The sequence below is a fragment of the Polynucleobacter sp. UB-Raua-W9 genome (assembly GCF_018687435.1).
GTDB lineage: Bacteria > Pseudomonadota > Gammaproteobacteria > Burkholderiales > Burkholderiaceae > Polynucleobacter.
In genome coordinates this window covers 282368-302741 of record NZ_CP061290.1, presented here as the reverse complement: position 1 = coordinate 302741, position 20374 = coordinate 282368, and the positions used below count along the sequence as shown (strand labels likewise).

The following is a 20374-nucleotide window of genomic DNA, read 5'->3' as shown; positions in this document are numbered from 1 at the left end:
AGGTTCTTTCATTTTACACTTAAAAAAATCAATATCTTAATAGTTATCTCTACTTTTTAATATGTATAAATCTACCGTTTAATCCATGTCAAATTCAAACTTAGTGACTGCGGTTGTAATTACATTTTATCCAACCCATAAAACTTTAACTCGACTCTTAGATAACCTGATTGCTCAAGTTGGAAAAGTAATCGTTGTGAATAACTCACCAAGCGTTGAGCTAAATTATCTAAATAATGAGTTCAAGTATGCCAATCAAATTGAACTCTTAACCCTAGAAAAGAACTTTGGGATTGCCTACGCTCAAAATATTGGTATGCAAGCAGCAATCGAGAGTGGCGCAAATTATGTTTTACTCATGGATCAAGATAGCATCCCTGAAGACGGTATGGTTCCAAAGCTCCTGTCCGTATTTCAGGAAGAGGGCAATTCAAACATAATTGCCACTGGACCATCTTATGTTGATCCCAGGACAAATGTGCGGTCTTATTTCATTGTCAGCAGATTTGGATTGCCTCATCGCTACAAGCCAGACAAAGAAGTCAATCCGCTAAGCATTGTCCAGGCAGCTTTTCTAATTAGTTCAGGAACACTTATTTCAATTCCTAAATTACTCAAAGTTGGCGGAATGCGCAGTAACTACTTCATCGATCACGTTGATACCGAATGGTGCTTAAGAGCTAGAAATCAAGGCTATACCCTCATTGGGGCTCACTCAGCTAGCATGGAGCACTCTCTAGGAGATAAAGTAAAACGTGTATGGCTGTTCTATCTTAGATCTGTAGCTCATCATTCACCATTACGTGATTACTATATGTATCGCAATACCGTTCTGATGCTACGTGACGTCAAAATACCGTTCCTATGGAAGTGTTTTGTAGCATTTCGTTTAATTCCATTTGCAACTTATTTCATTCTTTTTACAAAAGAGCGTGCCTTGAGAATCAAGTGTATGTCGCTCGGTCTGAAACATGGCTTTGCTAGTATAGATGGTGAAGTCAATTTAGAAACGGGTCTTTGCACCCCCATCCCAAAAACTTCTTTAGACCCTACCTAAAGAAGAGAATTAGATGAGCTCAGTCAAAAAGAATATTGTCTGGAGTCTATCCTCCAACATTCTTCCACTGCTTGTTGGTCTAATTTTATTCCCCAAAATTATTGCGGCCTATGGCCTAGAGCAGTTTGGTATTTTGACTTTAGTCTGGGCCCTCATTGGCTACTTTAGTCTTTTTGATCTAGGGCTGTCACGGGCACTGACACAGCAAGTATCTAACTACATTGCCAAAGACAAATCTAATTCTGACATCGCTCAACTCATTCGGACGGGCTTTATCTCCATGTGGTTATTGGGGATTGTTGGGGGTTTAGCGCTATGGCTATGCTCCCCCAGTATCATTCATACCTTCTTAAAAATTCCCGAATCACTACAAGATGATAGTTTGCAAGCTTTTGCCCTGCTTTCTCTTTCCATACCTTTAGTTGTACATACCGCCGCATTACGTGCAGTTCTAGAAGCGCTTCACCTGTTTAAATCAGCTAGCATCATTAGAACAATATTGGGTATTGGCTCATTTTTAGCGCCTTATCTAGCAGGCCTTTTATCCCCCACGCTAACCAATGCTGTGATTTCACTCATCGCGACCCGGGCCTTTGTGTGGGCGCTACATCTCTATGCAGTGCATCATTCCAAAATTTTGTCTGCAAAAACTAGCCTATTCAATCTAGGGCAATTAAAACCAATGCTTCATTTTGGCAGCTGGATGACAATTAGCAACATCATCAGTCCACTCATGGTCTACATGGATCGCTTTGTAGTAGCCGGCCTATTGGGTGTCGCAGCCACTAGTTACTATGTTGCCCCCTATGAAGTGATTACCAAGCTTTTAGTGATTCCGGCTGCATTTTCAGGGGTGCTCTTTCCTATTTTTTCTAAGCAGTGGCAAAAGGATCCCGTTCATTCAGCCCACTTACTAAAACAAGGCTTTTCATATACCTTACTTTTGCTGTTTCCAATATCAGTATTAGCTGTCTTCTTTTCCAAAGAATGGCTTAGCATTTGGCTGAACCCTGAATTTGCACTGCAAGCTAGACTGGTAGTTTCATGGCTAACAATTGGCGTTTTAATTAACAGTACTGCCCAAATTATTTTTGCAAAGGTCCAAGGTGCGGGACGCTCAGACTGGACTGCTAAGCTACATTTAGCGGAAGTTTTGCCATACCTGGCATTTCTATATATCAGTCTGTATTTTTTTGGTATTGCGGGAGCTGCATTTGCTTGGTGCCTTCGGGTCACAATTGATCTTGTGGGACTGCTGATCTTTTCGAAGAAAATTAATCCAGCAAGTCTGCGTACCTTACGTCCCACTTTATGGACCTTAATGATTGCAGTATGTTTTCTGCTACCTTCAATTTTTGATGCATCGCTCACGATACGTATTATTGAGGTTATTCTTATCTTATTAGCTTACTCATGGGTGCTACACAGAGAACTTCGGTCAAGTGGCCTATTAGATAAAATTAAGCATGCGATGCAATCCCAAATAAGGAAGCACACATGAAAATGCCACCCCCTCCCTTAAAGGCGATTGCCAACCCTTCTGTTGCCGTTTTACTAGCCGCATTTAATGGTTCGCTCTGGCTCAAAGAGCAGATCGATAGCATTCTACTTCAGCAAGATATTGATATAACCCTGTATATAAGCGTAGATAAATCAAGTGATGGTACTGAGGCCTTGGTAGATAGGATGTCATCTGACGATAAACGCATTCAGGCACTACCTCATGGCGAGTATTTTGGTGGCGCGGGAGCGAATTTCTTTCGCCTACTCAAGTCAATCGATTTAGCTCAATATGATTTTGTCGCGCTATCCGACCAAGATGATATTTGGAGCCTCAATAAAGTTACTAATGCCGTCGCAGCTTTAAAAGCCAATCACGCTGAAGGATATTCAAGCAATATCACTGCGCTTTGGCCAAACGGAAAAAATCTTTTAATTAATAAAGCGCAGAAGCAAGTTAAGTGGGACTTTTTGTTCGAAGCGGCGGGCCCTGGCTGCACATATGTGCTTACGAAAAAATTTGCGATTGAGTTGCAAAAATTTATCGCTACTAATTGGGATGCTGTTAACCGCATCAGCCTTCATGATTGGCTGATTTATGCTTATGCTCGAGCTAATGGCTATCGCTGGTTTATTGACCCTTACTCGAGCTTGTTATATCGCCAGCATGCAAATAACCAGGTGGGCGCAAACGTAGGCTTATCTGCATTTCTGGTGCGAGCCAAAAAAGTCTTAAATGGTTGGGGGCTAAATCAATCTCTTCTTATTGCAAATGCTGTTGGCTTAGGAACTAGTCCATTTGTGTCAAGCTGGTCCAAAGGTAATCGCCTCGGCTACCTCTCTCTAACAAGCCATTTCTGGCAATGTCGCAGAAGGCTAAAAGATAAATTTCTCTTTTTAATGGCCTGCATTAGCCTTGCTTTAGTCCCACCCCAAAAGAAAGACAATAAAGTGCTTAAAAGTTGATCTGCCTAGAATAAAATATTGTTATGTACGCCTTAATTAGCGCATTTTTGTGCTCTCTCATCACTTCGCTGTTCATTATTCGCTATCAAAGCGTTCATCAACATATCACTGGGGATATCGATCTTTCGGGTCCACAAAAATTTCACCTGTCTAGCGTACCCCGTATTGGTGGGCTGAGTATCTATCTAGCACTATGGGCGGCCAGTTTCGTACGGTACATTCAAGATGTTGAAAGTGGATTCTTATTAATGTCCATTACTGCCTGTGGCAGCTTCGCCTTTTTAATCGGTTTTGCTGAGGATTTAAGTAAGCGCATTGGAGTACTTACCAGATTAATTGGCACTACAATTTCAGGCGGCCTAGTAGGCTACTTTTTAAATGCCTGGATCTCCCATATCTCTTTATGGGGTGTTGATGCACTGCTTGCCATCCCCGTGATTTCTATTCTATTTACCTGCATAGCCATTGCTGGACTGTCTAATGCCTACAACATCATTGATGGTTTTAATGGCCTAGCCAGCATGGTTGGCATCATTACCTTATTGGCCATTGCATCGGTTGCCTTTAGGGTTGGAGATATTGCGATATTAATTGCGGCCCTCATGATGGTTGGTGCCATTGGTGGCTTCTTTGTTTGGAACTATCCAAGAGGCCTCATCTTCCTTGGGGATGGTGGCGCCTACCTCATTGGGTTTTGGATTGGCGTACTTTCGATATTGATTGTTTCGCGCAATGAACAAGTATCCCCATGGTTTGCCTTATTAGTAAATGCATACCCCATCTTTGAAACACTATTCTCAATCTGGCGTAGAAAAGTGCATCAAGGTAAAAATCCTGGAATGCCTGATGGCGCCCATTTTCATACCTTGATCTACAGAAGAATCATGCGCTGGGCGCTAGCGAGAAATGCGGAGGCTGAGTCAAATACTCAAAGTGTTGTTAGCGAAAATGCTAACGCTAAAACATCCCCTTACCTTTGGGTGCTATCGAGTTTTGCTGTTTTGCCATCAGTACTTTTTTGGCAGCAGACAATTGTTTTGCAAAGCTTTGCTTTATTGTTTTGCATTACCTACGTATGGATCTATCGATCAATCGTTAAATTCCAAACGCCACGCTGGCTCAAGTAAAAAAATCAGCCCTACTACTTTTTAGCAGGCCAAATTAAGATAAGCATCAATGCTCCTAAGAACCATAGTGCGGACACAGGGTAAGATACCCAATTCAATCGCGAGATGGCATCCTCAATAAAATCTACATTTATCAATCCAAACCACTGCATGCCCTTATTCTCTGATTTGATGATAAAACCGCTATAGATTAAAGTATTAGTAACAAATGTCCCCATGGTGATTACCAACCCAATACTTCGGATAATTTGTAGGGTAAATCTTTGCATCACATCGACAGATAGGCTGATAGCTAAAAGCAGCCAAGGGCTTAAAACATAGAAATACCAACCGCCACTAGTACCTAAACCCGAGAGCGCCATACTAATGATGACATGTAAGGCCAAACCCAGATACAAAAAAAAGAATAAAGCGAGAGGCATCAACTTCGAAGATTTATGCTGCGCCAGAATGACTACCCTTACATACATCCCTCCTATATAGATATAGATAGTAGCTAACAAGAAATATAGGACGTCTGGGGCTCTAACAAGAGACCAAGAACCTGCATAGATGAAGGTGGCTAGAGGAACCAATAGACCACGCAATAGTTTTAAAATATTAAAGTTTTGCGACAGGCCTTGAACTAAACCTTCAGAATGAGTTAAATCCTGCACCTCAGATCCAATTCCTAGATCTCCAAAATAGATGTAGACAAAAACATACCATGTCAACCCCAAACTAATTGGTAGTAAAAAACTTTGAAAAAAGTCTTTTACCCATTTTTTGACAACTAGATCATCTCCTCGAGACCACATGATCGCTGGACACGCTTTCCCAATATCATTAGATCTACTAGCCCATAAACAATATCCTACATAAAATGCGAAGACCGGTATTAAAGGCAATACGATAGCTTTAGTCAACAGTGCTAACGCTAAAAAGAACATCATGGCTTGTAAAGGTTTTTGGGGGGCCGTAGCTTGATAAGCTTTCGCTGAATAATAAAAGACAAAGCTTAAAAAAAGAAAGGCCAAAGCATCATTACCTATGCGAGCAAATTCAAAATAGAACATGGGAAAGCACAGAGCAAAAATACCAAAAACTACTGGCAAGTTTTCTGCATTAATAAAAGACTTTTTACCAAAAGCTAACATGCCCTTAAAGGTTATCAAAAGGCCTAAGCAAACTAGACTTACCGAAAATAGTCGAAGTACCACTACATTAAGCACCATGCGCTCACTCGGTAGCAATTGATTTATTACGCCAGCGATAAGGTAATACAAGGGTGGATGTTGGTATTGCCAATTGAGCTTGGAATTTACAGCATCACCGGACTTAAGTTTTGGTTTTACCGTTGGCTGAGCCGAAGATCTAACTGGGTATTGCTTAATAGCACTTAAAGCTTCCAGAGGTTGCAAATAGAATCGATCATAGGTATTGCTATTACTAAAAGGAGGTTCGCCAGAACCATATGCCTGTGGGCCAGGATAATTTAATACATCCTCTCGCATTAAAGCATGTCCGCGAAATTGACTTGACATATCTTGAGTGGCATCCAATATCCGAGAATAATGGGCATTTTCGTCAAACCCTTCAAAGGGCGGCTCAAGCAAAGCATAAGCTACTAATAGTAGACTCATGAATACCAGCCATTTAGGTAATGGCTTTATTTTTGCTAAGCGCACAGCGTCCTCAATCGATCAAAGATATCTATCTCACTATCCTCAAAATCCATGCAAAAGGCGCGATCACTGCATGGGGTTGTAAAGTATTTATGCACGCATGGTGAGCACATAGGGGCCTGACTGATCGGATAGATATTCTTATCGTAATTTACGCCATAGGGAGAGCTAGGGCCAAAGAAAGCGATGACTGGGATATTAAACTGAGTTGCAATATGCAAGGTTTGCGAATCAATACACACCACTAAATCAGTATTTTTAACTTGCTCTAGATACTCTGAATAATTACCAATTTGAACTGTTATAGACTTACAACCCCTGAGGAGCGATGTAAGTTCACGATATTGCCAGTCACAATCATTCGGGAAGATCAGTTGAATGGAAGCATTGGGAAAGTTACTTAAAATACGCTCTACAATCTTTTCCCACACTGATGCATTAAGTCTTCTTAAGGTATTGGTATCGCTACCGCTAGGTGCCAATAAGATCGTGGATATCCCATTGGGAAATCTGACGCTGTCTAAAAAGAGTTTCTGACTGGATTGTATCACCCCTAATATGTGGGGATTTGACATTAGTTGAAAATTGCTTAAGAGCTTGATCGAATCGGGCTTACTGACCATTACTGGATTTACCAAATAACGATCATAAGTAATTTGATCAAGAAAAGACTTGTTGATATTAGTAATGCCGAGCGTAAGATCAGACCTTGCAATACAGACTAATAATTTTGAAAAGTTTGATTCTGTTTCTAAATTGATTGCCTCGTGATAGCCGCCCTTCAAGGTAAAAAGGAGTGCACGAAAAGAAGTGAATGCCAAGGCAACTAGATTAGAGTCATCGATATAAAAAACCTTTTTTGGATGCAAAAATGTCTCTATGGTGACTTTATTGCTTAAAACAGAAATGAGTGCCGTGTTGGCATCGATCACATCAGCCATTGCGACATAATTACCGGCACCCAAAAACTTAATAATGAGGCGCCCCTGCCTTGCTGACTCATTGAATCTAGGCATGCAATATTTAAGCAGTTTTACCAAAAGAATTAACGGGGAAATTATTAGCCCAGCAATCCAATCTATGATGACTAAGGTGTTATTCCTCATTTGCGATCTTTTTCAAAGCATCTGACAAAATATCATTAGAAATGGGTCCAGGGGTCTTTTGGTCTACAAAAGCCATGCCTAGGCCAATGATACTAGGGGAGATATTTTTTAGAAATTGATTAGCATCAAGTCCATTGATTCTGAGATTACAATAGTGTACTGAATCACCAAATTGAGAAATAACATCCTGTTTGCCAACTGAAGTACTCAAGGCTCCTTCATCGACGAAGAAAGAGCGACTCACCTTTTCATTCCAAAAAATTTGATCAAGGGCAAATGGTATCAATCGATCACACCAGGAAAAAAAATTTGGATAATGCTGAATTCCGAAAAAATGTAAGAGTCCACGTAATATATTAACTCTGATGACAATAGCATTTTCCTGCATCTTCGCACCCTTAAAAGTGGGCCTTAACTGATATCGATACTCGCTCAATTCTAGAGCGTCACCGTTACTCAAATAGCCAGATCGATATAGCAAATCAATTAGCTGAACAACTCCGACAGCCAAGACCAAAGACTCGCAAGCTTGCTCTTGAATATGAGGAGATTTTAAGCCTCTCCATTGCAGCAACACTTGCCCATCCGGCAAAACTTGAATTGTTTGTAAATAGGCTTCTTGTATCTGGGTAATAAGATCGGCGGGATTCAAGACCCTACCCAGCGGAAGCTGAAGTTGGTAAATCTGAGTCTTTGAATCAATAGAACCAGTTTGATGATATCGAAGAGGAATTAAATATATTCCAGCACTTTTGAGCAGTGCACGCGCAGTATCTGAAATCGCGGAGGCATTCACAAACCCCCCCCAAATGCTACCATTACCACCAGCAATCAAACGATCATGTAGCTGCATTTTCTGCAGATGGTTTTTTAACACAGTTGATGAATTTGCTTTAGCGCCAAGCAGCTTGTTAAGCAAGAATTGTCGGTGAGCGCCCTGAATCTCTATAGTATTCGTAGCTCCAAATACAGTTGCGCCGTCACCTAAAATCAGATGGGCGAGCATACCAGAAAATCCAGTCCCGACAATAATATTTTTAGCCAATGATTAACCTCAATAATCTATCTATCATTAATGACCTTGGGATTTCTAAAAAACGTGGGCTAGGTAAAGATGGTTGCCGCTTCAGAGCATCAAACAGCGATCTATTCTCAGACTGACTATTATTAATCATTACTGTTGATAAAAAACCAAAAAACCGTAGCACTCTAAAAGCTAATACTGACAACATGCCGCCTGAAATCGAAGGCTGCCCAGAATCACAATCTTCTATCGTTGGAAACTCTAATAAATCTACATTAGGAAAAGTTGTAACTAGCTTTAGTCCAAGCAGCATCTTGGCATAGAGATACCTTGAATAAGTAGCCTGCTTTTTAGGGCTCAGTGTATTAATGTAAATTACCCTTGAATCTTGAGAAATGCTTGATTGAACAATGTCCATTACTCGATCCACATTTTTAGCAAGATATTGCTCATATCGATAGCCAGCGCTCGCATAATCGTAGCCTGCGATTAATATGATGTCCCAGCGAACTTCATGTACAGCCTTTGTTTGACAAGAATCTATTGGTAATGAGCGCCAAGCTATGATTTGAGTACGCTCAACAGGAAAGATAGATTGAACAAACTGAATCAATTTCGGAGAGTTACCAATAGCAAGTAAATTCATAGCGTTACTAGTTACTATGTACTGGTTTTCTGATGGAGGTCGCCAGAAACCCTAGACCTATTGCGAAACCGATGAAGAAAATCAACTCCTCTAAAAAGACTTTTTGGCTAATTTCAGTGGTACACCAAATAAGTAAAAAACCAATTAAAGAGCAAATAGACATGCTAATCCACACTGCGATACCGCTAAGCTCACTCACTTTTATTGAGATCAGAGTCCTTAAGCTAAATATAAATGTACCGGCTAACAACAACATGCCAGGAAGACCAATGCCCAGCGCAAGATCTAACCAACCGCTATGACTCTGGCTTAGACATGATCCAGGCCAGAGCACATTACCCCTTTGTCGGAAAGATCTTTCAACCAATCCGTATCCTAGCGGGTATTGCGCTACTAATTTAGCTGCGTTAAGAGCCCAAGCGATACGCTCATAATTTGTGGCAGAAACGACTTTTCCCAAATCGTTGTTGGGATATCCCAAACGGGGTCCGCACTGCCAATTAGGATAGCGTTCAGTTTGTACTGCAATTCTTGCATCAGCAAAGAGTGTTTTCCAAGAAGGATTTTCTTGAATGTTTTTAAATACAAATGCACTAGCAATCGTTGCTAGCAATAAAATTAATATGCAATTTTTCAGCGGAGCCACTTTAAAACTTTTTAGGGCAACTAAAATTACAAAGAGCAAAATAAAAATTAGGGAATAAAGAATGCCATTTTTAACATTCTCTACGTAGAAAACAAATAAGATGGCTGGGATCGTGGCCAAATACACCAAATTAGCTAAATTCAACCAGCGCCCGGTTTGCAATTGTCGATATAACTGTCCCAAGGCAATCGCTACTACAGGCGCACAAAAACCCATATAGGCCGTTTTTGCAACATAAAATGGGGTTGGAGATCCCACCGCATAAATACGCCAATACTCAGAAACCTCAGTTCCTGTCTTGCGTCCATAAATGAGCAAAGCAAACTTTACTAAATAAATAATAGTGGGCGCCATGAGCCCCAAGTAAAAAATTATCCATGCATAATGCCGTGATTTGGTGGATAGATTGATTAATCCCAACCCAAAACCTATGCCAAAAAGGGCTGCCAAAAAACTGCGTTTCCAAACACTAAAAAACTCTTCTTGCTGAATAATGTAATTGTTACTTAGAAACAATAGATGAAAAATAATCCATAAAAATAAGCCGCCAAGCAATAAAAGGGATATCGAGCGTGAAAGCTGAATTTGGGATCGATAAATATAAATTTCATAAACTCCAATACAAGCCCCCAAGCTAAGGCATAGATTTCTTATCAAAATCGTATTGGGCAAAATCCATATTGCAAAAAGAACACTAAAGAGAACGACCTGAAATAGAACCAATAGACTCTTGGTTTGATTATTAGAAAATATCATTCGAAAAGATAATATATTGGGTTTCAATTAAAGATCCAACGATATTTAGAGATAGTATTTTTTTGACAGATTGCGGAGCTTACGAGAGAACCGATAGCCCTCAATCGCCAGCTTATCTATTGCACCAATGCTTTTGGGGTCAAAATTTGCCCCTTCAATAAAAATTTCTTTAAATTTTGGCATGACAACCTGGGGAGAAAAGTCTTTACTATAAGCATCCCAATCTTTCTCATACTGGAGTTTGCGATCAAATTCCAGTATGAGCGCTTCTAGATCGGCTCCTCCCCTATAGAGCAAGGCCTTATCTCCCAGTATTTCAATATGACTTCTCTGTGGAGACATCGCATAAGTCATGACCGGCTTATTCTTAATCGAAAACTCGCCGCAAGCCAAGCCAAAGCTTTCACCAATACCCCGCGCATGAATCATGCCATCGGCAGTATTGATAAATTGCATCTTGTAGTTGATATCAGAATTACCAGGTAAGAAAATCAGGCGCTCATGCTGAGCAAAAGGGAGAAAGTTCATAAAGATAAAATATAGGTCTTTACGTTTATTCAAAACTTTGAGAATCGTTTCATGCACAAACGGCAGATTAAAACTGTCTTGACCACCATAACTGGCCAACACTGTCGCATTGGCAGGGATACTTAGTTCAACCCTAAGATCTCCCTCAACGATTGGCAAATCAATCATATGCGGCACAAATGGTATTTTTCCATTGGAATACTCTTTAGCTAGCCACTGAGAGACAAAAGCGAGTTTGTCACCATGAAACTGCTCTACCTTGGTTGGAAATACCGCATGGACTGCGCAAGGCACATTAGCAATGAGGTCTCCATCACGCTCGCCTGATTTAATGAAGTACAGCAAATCGAGTTTTTCTTGTTCGGCCAGGCGCGCTAGATGCTGGGTATCTTGGTAAGCAAAGATTTTGAAGTGTTTCTCAAACTTGCTAACGACTGTTGGCTCGCTCGGCAATTTACTTTTATAAAAAATAAGGGATTCATTTTGCAAAAGCGATTGGTTATGCAAGGCGTAGTCAAATACCGCAATCTCAGCACCCCGAAAGGAAAGATTATTGGTATGAAAGCCAATTCTCAAGATGCAGATCCCGCTTTGTTAGCTAAGTTAACTGCGTTAGCTGCGGTCTTTAAAAAATCGTCGTATGCCTGCTTAAGACCATTCTTAAGATCCACCTTCGCCTGCCAACCTAGGCGGTTTAAGCGCGAAGAATCCATCCACTTTCTTGGGGTGCCATCGGGCTTAGTCGAATCAAAATCAATGCGCCCCTGATAGCCAACTGCAGCACCCACTGCTTTTGCTAATTCTGCAATAGTGACATCACTACCGAATCCAACATTAATATGGCTTTGCATTGGTGACGTATGTTGGTCATAAATCTCTTTCGCCAAATCCATCACAAAGACCGATGCAGCTGCCATGTCATCTACATACAGAAACTCCCGCTTAGGAGTGCCTGTACCCCAGATTAATACTTCTGGTGCATTAGCAACTTTTGCCTCATGAAATCTTCTAATCAGCGCCGGAATCACATGACTATTCTCAGGATGATAGTTATCACCTGGACCATACAAATTAGTAGGCATTACAGAGCGGTAGTCAATTCCATGGCTCTGACCGTACTGACGGTTATAACTTTCACACAGCTTAATGCCAGCAATTTTCGCAATCGCATATGGCTCGTTGGTTGCCTCTAACTTCCCCATAAGCAAGGCATCTTCACTCATAGGCTGAGGTGCTAATTTTGGGTAAATACAACTTGACCCAAGAAACAATAGTTTTTTTACACCACTTTTGAACGCCTGATGGATAACATTATTTTGAACCATCAGGTTTTCATAAATAAACTCTGCTGGAAATGTATTGTTTGCATGAATACCGCCTACCTTTGCTGCCGCTAAATACACCTGATCAGGTTTTTCTTGCTCAAAGAATGCTTTCACTGCTGCTTGATTACATAAATCTAACTCAGCATGAGTTCTCGTAACAATATTGGTGTATCCCTGCGCCACTAAATTTCTAACGATGGCAGAGCCCACCATGCCGCGGTGACCGGCAACATAAATCTTTTGATTTAAATTATTCGACACTCTATTGGCTCTATTCTAAAAATTGGGGATTAATTCTCTTTACCTACCGACACGCTATGGCCATGCTTTAGCAATAAAGCATGCTGCTTAGCTTGATCCAAGTCATTTGCCACCATTTCTACAATCATTTGATCCAGAGTAATTTCTGGAACCCAGCCTAATTTAGCTTTAGCTTTAGATGGATCACCCAAGAGAGTCTCTACTTCAGTAGGACGGTAGTAGCGTGGATCAATTTGCACAATCACATCACCTACTTTTAAGGCTGGAGCTTTATCACCTTCAATTGCAGCAACAATTGCTTTTTCATTTTCAGAGGTACCTTCAAATTTGAGAGTAATGCCCAACTGTTTTGCGCTGCGGATAATAAATTCACGGACAGTGAACTGAACGCCTGTTGCAATCACAAAATCATCCGGCACTTCTTGTTGCAACATCAACCATTGCATGCGCACATAGTCTTTGGCATGGCCCCAGTCACGCAGAGCATCAATATTACCCATGTATAAACACTTCTCTAAGCCTTGAGCAATATTTGCCAAACCACGGGTTACCTTGCGCGTAACAAAGGTTTCGCCACGGCGCTTGGACTCATGATTAAAGAGAATGCCGTTACAAGCATAAATACCATAAGCCTCACGGTAGTTCACAGTAATCCAGTAGGCATACATCTTGGCTACTGCATATGGGCTTCTTGGATAAAACGGCGTCGTCTCTTTTTGAGGGATTTCTTGCACTAAGCCATAGAGTTCAGAGGTAGAGGCCTGATAGAAACGGGTTTTCTTCTCCAAACCCAAAATACGGATGGCCTCTAACATGCGTAGTGGGCCCATGGCATCGACATCTGCTGTGTATTCAGGAGATTCAAAAGATACGGCCACATGGGACTGTGCGCCCAAGTTATAAATCTCATCTGGCTGACATTCTTGAATAATCCGTACCAAATTACTCGTATCCGTTAAGTCGCCATAATGCAAAATCAGATCTTGATGATCGATGTGCGGATCTTGATAAATATGATCAATACGATCAGTATTAAAAGAGGATGCGCGGCGCTTAATACCGTGCACAACATAGCCTTTTTCTAATAAAAATTCAGCCAAGTAAGAGCCGTCTTGGCCAGTAATACCGGTAATGAGGGCTACTTTTTGCGTGTTCGTTTTTGTATTCGTCATATTGTTAGTTATCTTTTAATTTCTTCCGTATGTATCTTCAAAACGCACGATGTCATCCTCGCCCAAATAACTGCCTGACTGCACTTCAATAATCTCTAATGGTTCGCTACCGCGATTAGCTAAGCGATGGGTTTGTCCTTGGGGAATATAAGTACTTTGATTTTCTTTTAGGGTAATCACTTGATCGCCATTGGTAATTTCTGCAACGCCTTTGACCACAATCCAATGCTCTGCACGATGATGATGCATTTGCAATGACAGGCTTGCGCCAGGCTTCACTTGAATGCGCTTCACTTTAAAGCGCTCGCCTTCATCCACACTGTCGTACCAGCCCCATGGCCTTGCAACTTTGCGATGCAGGTTCTTTTCTTCACGCCCTTGCGCTTCTAACTGCGTGACAATATTCTTAACATCTTGGCTATTGGAGCGATCTGCTACAAGGACTGCATCAGCGGTTTCTATGATGACCAAATTCTCAACACCAACTGCGCTGACTAAGCGACTGCTTGCATGCACCAAGGAATTCTTAGAATTGGTGAGCAGCGCATCGCCACTAATGACGTTGCCATCTTGATCCTGTCTACCAACTTGCCATACTGCATCCCAAGCACCTAAGTCATTCCAACCGGCATCTAGTTCCACCATTTTGATGGGGAATTTAGAGCCAGGGCACTTCTCAATCACCGCATAGTCAATCGACTCGCTAGGAATGGATTTAAATTCTTCTTTGCCAGGACGTACAAAACTGACGCCATCTGCACTATCTTCAGATTTAATCAGCCACGCTTTTTGAGAAGCCTCAAAAATATCAGCCCTAAATTCTTTGAGGGCACTCAGCCAAGTGCTTGCCCTTAAAACAAACATGCCACTATTCCAGAGATAGCTTCCGCTTGCCAAATACTCTTGGGCTTTTTTAAGATCTGGCTTTTCAACAAAGCTATCGACGATATAGGCATTGTTTTGATCTTGCCTACCCGAGCGCGCAATATAGCCGTAGCCTGTTTCCGGGGCTCTAGGCGTGATCCCCAAAATACAAATAGCTTGATCACCCGCTTCAACTGTTGCAATACAGTCTTGCAATGCTTTGGTAAAGGCTGCTTGATTTTGAATCGTTTGATCTGCTGGAGTAATCACTAGGATTGGATCTTGGTCATCGCCAGACAACTGCTGTGCGCAAAATGCCGCCATACTCAACGCAGGGGCAGTATTGCGACCTGCAGGCTCAAGCAATAAAGTGGCATGAACCGATTTGATTTCACGCAATTGATCTAGAACTAAAAAGCGATGGTCTTCATTGGTGACAACTAAGGTATTACCTAAGGTAATTGTAGAATTTGCTACTGAATTAATTCTAGTAACTGCTTGCTGAAAAAGACTTTGCGATGAACCATCGCCAGATAGCACCAAAAATTGCTTTGGAAAGCCCGAACGAGACAAAGGCCAAAGCCTGGTACCCGAGCCGCCGCAGAGAATAACTGGAATTACTAAAGCCATAAAGGATTTAAAGCAATTAATCTGCTTTTTAGTAAGAAAACCTGATTTTATAGGTTTTCTAACCGCTCTTTAAAAAACTTGCAGAATTTATTAAGATCCTCTCAGATGCACTAAGAGCGCACAATAGCGCTAGGTTAAAACCGAAAAACTAAAACGATTTTCAAGGAGCTTCTAAATGAGCAATATTCCCCTAATCAAGCTACGCAACTCATTAACCGAATGCGGTCAATCCATTCGCAAAGAAAATACTGGTAAGTACCAAAACTACACCATTAAGGACTGCATTGCTTCTATTGCAGCGAGCAAGATCAAATAAGCCTAGATTGATAAGCAAAATGGCAGGGCAAATAAAAAGCCACCCTGAGGTGGCTTTTTATTGATTTCAGATCAGTTACTTCATTACGCCTTCTTAGCGTAAGCAGAACACCAGCCTTTAGCAGCCACTTGCTTGCCAGCAAACAAAGCGCAACCACCGGCAGCAGAGCCTGCCTTGCCTTGGTATAAAGCACAGTTATCGCATTCTTGACCAGCCCCGTATTTAGGGTACTTTGCTTTATCTACCTTGGAAGCGTCGGCTTTGTAACCCAATGCCGAAGCCTGTGGGTCTGTTTCAGCAACCATTGCTTGGGCTTGAACTTTACCGTTCAATGCCAAGGTGCAAGCACCAGCAGCGGACAAAATCATAAATTGGCGACGACTATTTTTCATGGATTCTCCAAAGAATAAAACTGTAAAAGGCGTGCAATGGATATGCACCTCTAAATCTAGGGGTGATCATAGTGGAGAAGGTTTATAGCTGCCACTCGCATTGCAAGCCCATGATTTATATAGCTTATTTGTTGAGAACAATTCTCAAGAAAATATTCTGAATCTTGGGGGACAAAAAGACTTACTCCCAACCCTTGAGTTTCAGACAGGCAATCCGCTGCTTGAGATAAACCCCATCAGGCGTTTCAGGATATGCCAGCTTGCAATCCTGTAGATCCACCTTATAAGTAGCTGCATTATTTTTAGCAGCATTGGGATGAGTCGATGGAAACCCACCACAAGCGACAAGGCCAAAAGTGAGCACTGCTAAAAGATATTTTCCAGGAGATGCCAGCATTAGACTAGCGCTTTTCTAGCAATGATAAAAATTCGCGACGCAAATTGGGGTCTTTTAAGAATGCGCCGCGCATCACACTATTTACCATTTTTGAGTCACGATCTTTTACGCCCCGCCACTGCATACAAAAATGATCGGCATCCATCACAATAGCCACTCCTACAGGCTTAATTTTTCTCTCCAGCATATCTGCCAACTCCACCACTGCCTCTTCCTGAATCTGTGGTCTACACATCACCCACTCGGTAAGTCTGGAATATTTAGATAATCCAATTAAAGCGGATTCTTTGCTCGGTAGAACACCAATCCAAATACGGCCCATGATGGGGCAAAGGTGATGAGAGCAAGCACTGCGTACGGTGATAGGCCCAATGATCATGAGCTCATTTAAACGACTTACATTGGGAAACTTGGTTAAGGTCGGCTGCTCTACATAGCGGCCATTAAAGACTTCTTGAACAAACATCTTGGCAACACGCCGGCTAGTATTTTTGGTGTTGTGGTCACTTTGCGTGTCAATCACCAAACTCTCAAGCACAGCCTGCATCTTCTCTGCGACCTCATCAACCAAACCCTCAAGATCGCCAGGTCGAATGAATGCAGCAATATTATCGTTCGCATGAAAGCGCGCTTTTTGCGCTTCGATGCGACGACGTATAACTACTGATAAAGGTAGGCCAGCACTCTCTCTCTTTACTGCAATTTTTTTAGTCGGCGGCTTCTTTCTAGTCGCGCTGTTCAGGGCTACTTTCTTGACAGGTACTTTTTTTGTTGGTGTGGATGGCATCTTGTCTCGGTGTTTTATTGGTTATTTTTAAATTCAAATCTGGAAGAAAATGGTTACTACACAAGCCAACCCAGCCAACCAAACAATCGATCGGGTCGTTGGCCAATTGGCAATGTAGCAAACCAGATAGACAATACGAGCCATTACAAAAACTATCGCCAAAAGATCAATTCTGGCTTGAGGTGCATCGTTCATGCTGGCAATAATTACTGCAGCAAAAAAGAGTGGTAGTGATTCAAAAAGGTTGGCTTGCGCTGCATTAGCTCTGGCTCTAAATCCCGTTTGCTTGGCAAGCCACTGTCTCGGCATGCTGTTGTCGTAATGGTCAAAACCTTTTTTTGCAATGCCCGCAGCAACGTACGGAAATAATCCCATAAAGAGTACACAGGCATAAGCAATAGTCATATTTTTACTGCGCTTTCTGTAAGTCTTTTTTAGAGCCAATACGACTCTCGGTACCATTCATTAAATTACGAATATTGCTGCGGTGGCGCCAAATGAGTAAAAGGCACACCAGTGTGAGTGCAATACCCATCGGCTGAAAACCAAACAAAAAAACAAAATAAATGGGGCCGAAGATGGCTGCGGCTAAAGCCGCCAAAGAGGAGTAACGCAAAAACACAGCAACAATGATCCAAGTGCTCAGTGTTGCGACTCCTAAAATAGCATTAACGCCAAATAAAATTCCGCAGGCTGTTGCCACACCCTTGCCACCCTTAAAACCATGAAAAATCGGAAAGAGGTGCCCTAAAAATACGGCGAGCACAACGCCGCATAGAACCCAAGAGCTCAAAGTGGAAGTTAAGGATTGCTCCCCAAGAAGCACTCTCGCCAGCATCACAGCCAGGTAACCCTTAAGCGCATCACCAATGAAGGTAAGTGCTGCAGCTAATTTATTGCCAGTACGCAAGACATTGGTTGCGCCAGGATTACCAGATCCATAAGTATGGGGATCTGGTAGTTGCATACATTTACTGACCACCACTGCAAACGAGATTGAGCCGATCAAATAAGCAATGGGGATCAGCAAGATATCTGAATCAAAAGTCATATCGCTATCTTAATCATTTATTGAGTTACTGATTTGTGTTTCTAATTTGCGCTTGTTGCGCACTTTAACTGCCACGCGGATGATGCTGCTGATGGATTGATTTAAGGCGCTCTCTAGCGACGTGGGTATAGATCTGGGTAGTGGAGATATCGGCATGCCCCAAAAGTAGCTGTACTACCCGCAAATCTGCCCCATGATTGAGTAAATGGGTCGCAAAAGCATGGCGCAAAGTGTGGGGTGATAAAGCGACCGGGATATTGGCCAGCGTAGCGTAACGCTTGATCAAGGCCCAAAAAGCTTGTCTCGTTAAGCCCGTGCCAGTATGACGCCCTACAAATACCGCATCTGTCGTTTTTCCTTCAAGCAAGGGCGTTCTTGCATCCGCGAGATATCTACGTAACCACTGCCCTGCCTCACCACCAAAGGGTACAAGACGCTCCTTGCCGCCTTTGCCGTTCACTACACGTACTACACCCTCATTTAATCCTAATGCTACGGTTTTAAGGGAAACTATTTCTGAAACGCGTAGTCCACTGGCATACATCAACTCCAACATGGTGCGATCACGCAGTCCCAGCGGCGTCTCAATATCAGGGGCATTTAGAAGTGCGTTGACTTGATCTTCACTTAAAGTTTTTGGAAAGCGCAGTGCTTGCTTAGCAGCACGCAAGCCAATACACGGATCATTTTTGACTAAATTGATTCGGAGAGCATGCCGATAAAAACGCTTGAAGACTGTTAAGCGTCGATTAGCAGTAGTGGCTTTATCAGATCTTCGATGAGCAATGTAAGCTGTGAGATCTTTTTCTGTCACAGCATATAAATCAGATTGGTGATTTTTGAAGAGCCACTGCGCTAGCAGCAATAAGTCCCTACGGTATGCGGCCAGGCTATTTTGCGCCAGGCCATCCTCCAACCAGCAAGCATCACAAAAACGTTCAATAGCCTCCTGGCTTACTGGGGCTATTGGAAATTCGGCGCCTTTAAAAGCAGACATAGTGAGCTAGAGGCCTAGGTATTCCCCAACTTACTTGGTAACCTCTTCTAACTTTTCGGCCAGCCAAATTTTCATCAATGATTGATAAGGGACATCTAACTTATTAGCCTGCAACTTAATATTCTCCAAGAAACTCTGTGAGAGACGCAGGGAAATAGAGGCAGTTGTCGGCTTAAGATTTGGCATTGTGACGCGTACCGCCTTTGATAGGTCAAAGTAATCGGCAGCATCATTCTTATCCCAAAAGGAACGCTCTTCCTTTTCATCCTTAAACTTTGGAATCACTTTAGTAGGCTTTTTCATAAAATGCCCTTTCTTTTCTACTCATTGGTCTTGCAGAAACCACTTGAATAAGAGTCGCTTGCTTGCGCAAAGTAAACACCACAGACAAGAGTCTGCCAAGCGATGTAATACCTAGCGCGAGGTAACGCCTCTCTTCCAGGCTATGCTTTTCATCCCCAGCAATTAATAAAGGTTGATTAAAAAAAATCTCTTCAGCCTCCCCTTGAGATACGGCATGCTTTTCATTACTTTTATAAGCATTGCCTGTGTCCCACTGAAATCCAACAATGCAATCAAAGTCTATCATTCATGTATATTATCATAATATACATGAACCTAGGGCGCAAGTGGTTATTGCAACCCTCGCTAGAACATTAGTCACGGAAGTTGTTAAAGCCCAATGGCGCTTCAGTGACTTCTTTTTTCAACAGGGCCATGGTTTCTTGTAAATCATCGCGCTTGCCACCAGTCACACGCACGGCATCACCCTGAATACTCGCCTGCACTTTGATCTTGCTGTCTTTGATAATGCGTACGACTTTTTTAGAGAGCTCTGAAGTAATACCTTTTTGTATCTTCATGGTTTGCTTACGCTTATCACTACCGATAGTCTCTTTTTTATCGTCTTTGAGGTAACGCACGTCCACGTTACGCTTAGCCATCTTGCCAAAAAGTACATCGCGCACTTGACCCAATTTAAAGTCATCGTCACCGTACAAAATGAGTGCTTCATCTTTTTGCTCTACACGGCTATCAGAGCCCTTAAAGTCAAAACGATTACTGATTTCTTTATTGGACTGCTCAATTGCATTTTTGAGCTCAACCATATCGGGTTCGCAAACTACGTCAAATGAGGGCATTTCTTACTCCTTCTCTATTT

General features: G+C 42.0%; 23 protein-coding genes. 5 read left to right on the top strand and 18 right to left on the bottom strand.

Annotated elements, in window-relative coordinates:
* Positions 1-85: 85 nt before the first annotated feature.
* From AOC07_RS01640 to AOC07_RS01625, 4 genes are read left to right on the top strand one after another with little or no spacing between them, the layout of a single operon-like run.
* Entirely contained in the window at positions 86-1057 is a 972-nt protein-coding gene (locus AOC07_RS01640; protein ID WP_215357898.1) for a glycosyltransferase family 2 protein, read from the top strand.
* 13 nt (positions 1058-1070) lie between these two features.
* The gene (locus tag AOC07_RS01635) at positions 1071-2558 is read left to right on the top strand and encodes a flippase (RefSeq protein WP_215357896.1); all 1488 of its coding nucleotides are present in this window, start codon (positions 1071-1073) and stop codon (positions 2556-2558) included.
* The gene (locus AOC07_RS01630) at positions 2555-3523 is read left to right on the top strand and encodes a glycosyltransferase (protein ID WP_215357894.1); all 969 of its coding nucleotides are present in this window, start codon (positions 2555-2557) and stop codon (positions 3521-3523) included. Before AOC07_RS01635 ends, AOC07_RS01630 begins: the two co-directional genes overlap by 4 nt.
* Positions 3524-3546: 23 nt before the next feature.
* Positions 3547-4650, top strand: a complete 1104-nt coding sequence (locus tag AOC07_RS01625; protein WP_215357893.1) for a glycosyltransferase — start codon at positions 3547-3549, stop codon at positions 4648-4650.
* Positions 4651-4664: 14 nt separating this feature from the next.
* On the opposite strand, the gene AOC07_RS01620 is transcribed toward AOC07_RS01625, so the two are convergent.
* The 9 genes from AOC07_RS01620 to AOC07_RS01580 form a co-directional block, all read right to left on the bottom strand.
* Positions 4665-6317: a hypothetical protein gene (locus AOC07_RS01620; protein WP_215357892.1), complete on the bottom strand. Its 1653-nt coding sequence runs from the start codon at positions 6315-6317 to the stop codon at positions 4665-4667.
* Complete coding sequence (locus AOC07_RS01615) at positions 6308-7330, bottom strand: glycosyltransferase family 9 protein (RefSeq protein ID WP_215357891.1); 1023 nt, start codon at positions 7328-7330, stop codon at positions 6308-6310. Before AOC07_RS01615 ends, AOC07_RS01620 begins: the two co-directional genes overlap by 10 nt.
* Positions 7331-7409: 79 nt before the next feature.
* The gene (locus AOC07_RS01610; protein WP_215357890.1) at positions 7410-8465 is read right to left on the bottom strand and encodes a hypothetical protein; all 1056 of its coding nucleotides are present in this window, start codon (positions 8463-8465) and stop codon (positions 7410-7412) included.
* Complete coding sequence (locus AOC07_RS01605; RefSeq protein WP_215357888.1) at positions 8458-9090, bottom strand: hypothetical protein; 633 nt, start codon at positions 9088-9090, stop codon at positions 8458-8460. The genes AOC07_RS01610 and AOC07_RS01605 overlap by 8 nt, the downstream gene beginning before the upstream one ends.
* Before the next feature lie 7 nt (positions 9091-9097).
* Positions 9098-10291, bottom strand: a complete 1194-nt coding sequence (locus AOC07_RS01600) for an O-antigen ligase family protein (protein ID WP_215357886.1) — start codon at positions 10289-10291, stop codon at positions 9098-9100.
* 246 nt (positions 10292-10537) lie between these two features.
* The gene (locus AOC07_RS01595) at positions 10538-11596 is read right to left on the bottom strand and encodes a hypothetical protein (RefSeq protein WP_215357885.1); all 1059 of its coding nucleotides are present in this window, start codon (positions 11594-11596) and stop codon (positions 10538-10540) included.
* Positions 11593-12606, bottom strand: a complete 1014-nt coding sequence (locus AOC07_RS01590) for a GDP-L-fucose synthase (protein ID WP_215357884.1) — start codon at positions 12604-12606, stop codon at positions 11593-11595. Before AOC07_RS01590 ends, AOC07_RS01595 begins: the two co-directional genes overlap by 4 nt.
* Before the next feature lie 29 nt (positions 12607-12635).
* A complete protein-coding gene (gmd, locus tag AOC07_RS01585; protein ID WP_215357883.1) occupies positions 12636-13778 on the bottom strand; it encodes a GDP-mannose 4,6-dehydratase in 1143 nt (380 codons plus the stop codon).
* 15 nt (positions 13779-13793) lie between these two features.
* Complete coding sequence (locus tag AOC07_RS01580) at positions 13794-15272, bottom strand: mannose-1-phosphate guanylyltransferase/mannose-6-phosphate isomerase (protein WP_215357882.1); 1479 nt, start codon at positions 15270-15272, stop codon at positions 13794-13796.
* 175 nt (positions 15273-15447) lie between these two features.
* Between AOC07_RS01580 and AOC07_RS01575 the strand changes: the two genes are divergently transcribed.
* Positions 15448-15588 (top strand): hypothetical protein, encoded by a 141-nt coding sequence (locus tag AOC07_RS01575; RefSeq protein WP_215293652.1) that lies wholly within the window; start codon positions 15448-15450, stop codon positions 15586-15588.
* 83 nt (positions 15589-15671) lie between these two features.
* Here the strand turns inward: AOC07_RS01575 and AOC07_RS01570 are convergent, their stop codons facing one another.
* From AOC07_RS01570 to AOC07_RS01530, 9 genes are all read right to left on the bottom strand, one after another.
* Positions 15672-15980, bottom strand: a complete 309-nt coding sequence (locus AOC07_RS01570) for a high-potential iron-sulfur protein (RefSeq protein WP_215357881.1) — start codon at positions 15978-15980, stop codon at positions 15672-15674.
* Positions 15981-16161: 181 nt separating this feature from the next.
* Positions 16162-16377 carry a hypothetical protein gene (locus AOC07_RS01565; protein ID WP_215293650.1) on the bottom strand — a complete coding sequence of 72 codons (216 nt, stop codon included), beginning with the start codon at positions 16375-16377 and terminating at the stop codon, positions 16162-16164.
* Positions 16378-16381: 4 nt separating this feature from the next.
* A complete protein-coding gene (gene folE / locus AOC07_RS01560) occupies positions 16382-17164 on the bottom strand; it encodes a GTP cyclohydrolase I (protein ID WP_251371693.1) in 783 nt (260 codons plus the stop codon).
* Between the two features lie 33 nt (positions 17165-17197).
* Positions 17198-17569 (bottom strand): MAPEG family protein, encoded by a 372-nt coding sequence (locus tag AOC07_RS01555; RefSeq protein WP_215357880.1) that lies wholly within the window; start codon positions 17567-17569, stop codon positions 17198-17200.
* Positions 17570-17573: 4 nt separating this feature from the next.
* Positions 17574-18215 carry a glycerol-3-phosphate 1-O-acyltransferase PlsY gene (gene plsY, locus AOC07_RS01550; RefSeq protein WP_215293647.1) on the bottom strand — a complete coding sequence of 214 codons (642 nt, stop codon included), beginning with the start codon at positions 18213-18215 and terminating at the stop codon, positions 17574-17576.
* A 64-nt stretch (positions 18216-18279) separates the two neighbouring features.
* Positions 18280-19212, bottom strand: coding sequence for a site-specific tyrosine recombinase XerD (gene xerD, locus AOC07_RS01545; RefSeq protein WP_215293646.1), 933 nt, complete (start codon positions 19210-19212; stop codon positions 18280-18282).
* A gap of 30 nt (positions 19213-19242) precedes the next feature.
* Positions 19243-19515, bottom strand: coding sequence for a BrnA antitoxin family protein (locus AOC07_RS01540; protein WP_215357878.1), 273 nt, complete (start codon positions 19513-19515; stop codon positions 19243-19245).
* Entirely contained in the window at positions 19499-19801 is a 303-nt protein-coding gene (locus tag AOC07_RS01535) for a BrnT family toxin (RefSeq protein ID WP_215357876.1), read from the bottom strand. The genes AOC07_RS01540 and AOC07_RS01535 overlap by 17 nt, the downstream gene beginning before the upstream one ends.
* A gap of 67 nt (positions 19802-19868) precedes the next feature.
* Positions 19869-20354 carry a YajQ family cyclic di-GMP-binding protein gene (locus AOC07_RS01530; RefSeq protein ID WP_215293643.1) on the bottom strand — a complete coding sequence of 162 codons (486 nt, stop codon included), beginning with the start codon at positions 20352-20354 and terminating at the stop codon, positions 19869-19871.
* Between the last annotated feature and the right edge of the window lie 20 nt (positions 20355-20374).

Coding starts and splice junctions, on each gene's coding strand:
- AOC07_RS01640 (WP_215357898.1), top strand. CDS start 86: ATGTCAAATTCAAACTTAGTGACTGCGGTTGTAATTACATTTTATCCA.
- AOC07_RS01635 (WP_215357896.1), top strand. CDS start 1,071: ATGAGCTCAGTCAAAAAGAATATTGTCTGGAGTCTATCCTCCAACATT.
- AOC07_RS01630 (WP_215357894.1), top strand. CDS start 2,555: ATGAAAATGCCACCCCCTCCCTTAAAGGCGATTGCCAACCCTTCTGTT.
- AOC07_RS01625 (WP_215357893.1), top strand. CDS start 3,547: ATGTACGCCTTAATTAGCGCATTTTTGTGCTCTCTCATCACTTCGCTG.
- AOC07_RS01615 (WP_215357891.1), bottom strand. CDS start 7,330: ATGCCTAGATTCAATGAGTCAGCAAGGCAGGGGCGCCTCATTATTAAG.
- AOC07_RS01605 (WP_215357888.1), bottom strand. CDS start 9,090: ATGAATTTACTTGCTATTGGTAACTCTCCGAAATTGATTCAGTTTGTT.
- gmd (WP_215357883.1), bottom strand. CDS start 13,778: ATGACGAATACAAAAACGAACACGCAAAAAGTAGCCCTCATTACCGGT.
- AOC07_RS01580 (WP_215357882.1), bottom strand. CDS start 15,272: ATGGCTTTAGTAATTCCAGTTATTCTCTGCGGCGGCTCGGGTACCAGG.
- AOC07_RS01575 (WP_215293652.1), top strand. CDS start 15,448: ATGAGCAATATTCCCCTAATCAAGCTACGCAACTCATTAACCGAATGC.
- AOC07_RS01570 (WP_215357881.1), bottom strand. CDS start 15,980: ATGAAAAATAGTCGTCGCCAATTTATGATTTTGTCCGCTGCTGGTGCT.
- AOC07_RS01565 (WP_215293650.1), bottom strand. CDS start 16,377: ATGCTGGCATCTCCTGGAAAATATCTTTTAGCAGTGCTCACTTTTGGC.
- folE (WP_251371693.1), bottom strand. CDS start 17,164: ATGCCATCCACACCAACAAAAAAAGTACCTGTCAAGAAAGTAGCCCTG.
- AOC07_RS01555 (WP_215357880.1), bottom strand. CDS start 17,569: ATGACTATTGCTTATGCCTGTGTACTCTTTATGGGATTATTTCCGTAC.
- plsY (WP_215293647.1), bottom strand. CDS start 18,215: ATGACTTTTGATTCAGATATCTTGCTGATCCCCATTGCTTATTTGATC.
- xerD (WP_215293646.1), bottom strand. CDS start 19,212: ATGTCTGCTTTTAAAGGCGCCGAATTTCCAATAGCCCCAGTAAGCCAG.
- AOC07_RS01540 (WP_215357878.1), bottom strand. CDS start 19,515: ATGAAAAAGCCTACTAAAGTGATTCCAAAGTTTAAGGATGAAAAGGAA.
- AOC07_RS01535 (WP_215357876.1), bottom strand. CDS start 19,801: ATGATAGACTTTGATTGCATTGTTGGATTTCAGTGGGACACAGGCAAT.
- AOC07_RS01530 (WP_215293643.1), bottom strand. CDS start 20,354: ATGCCCTCATTTGACGTAGTTTGCGAACCCGATATGGTTGAGCTCAAA.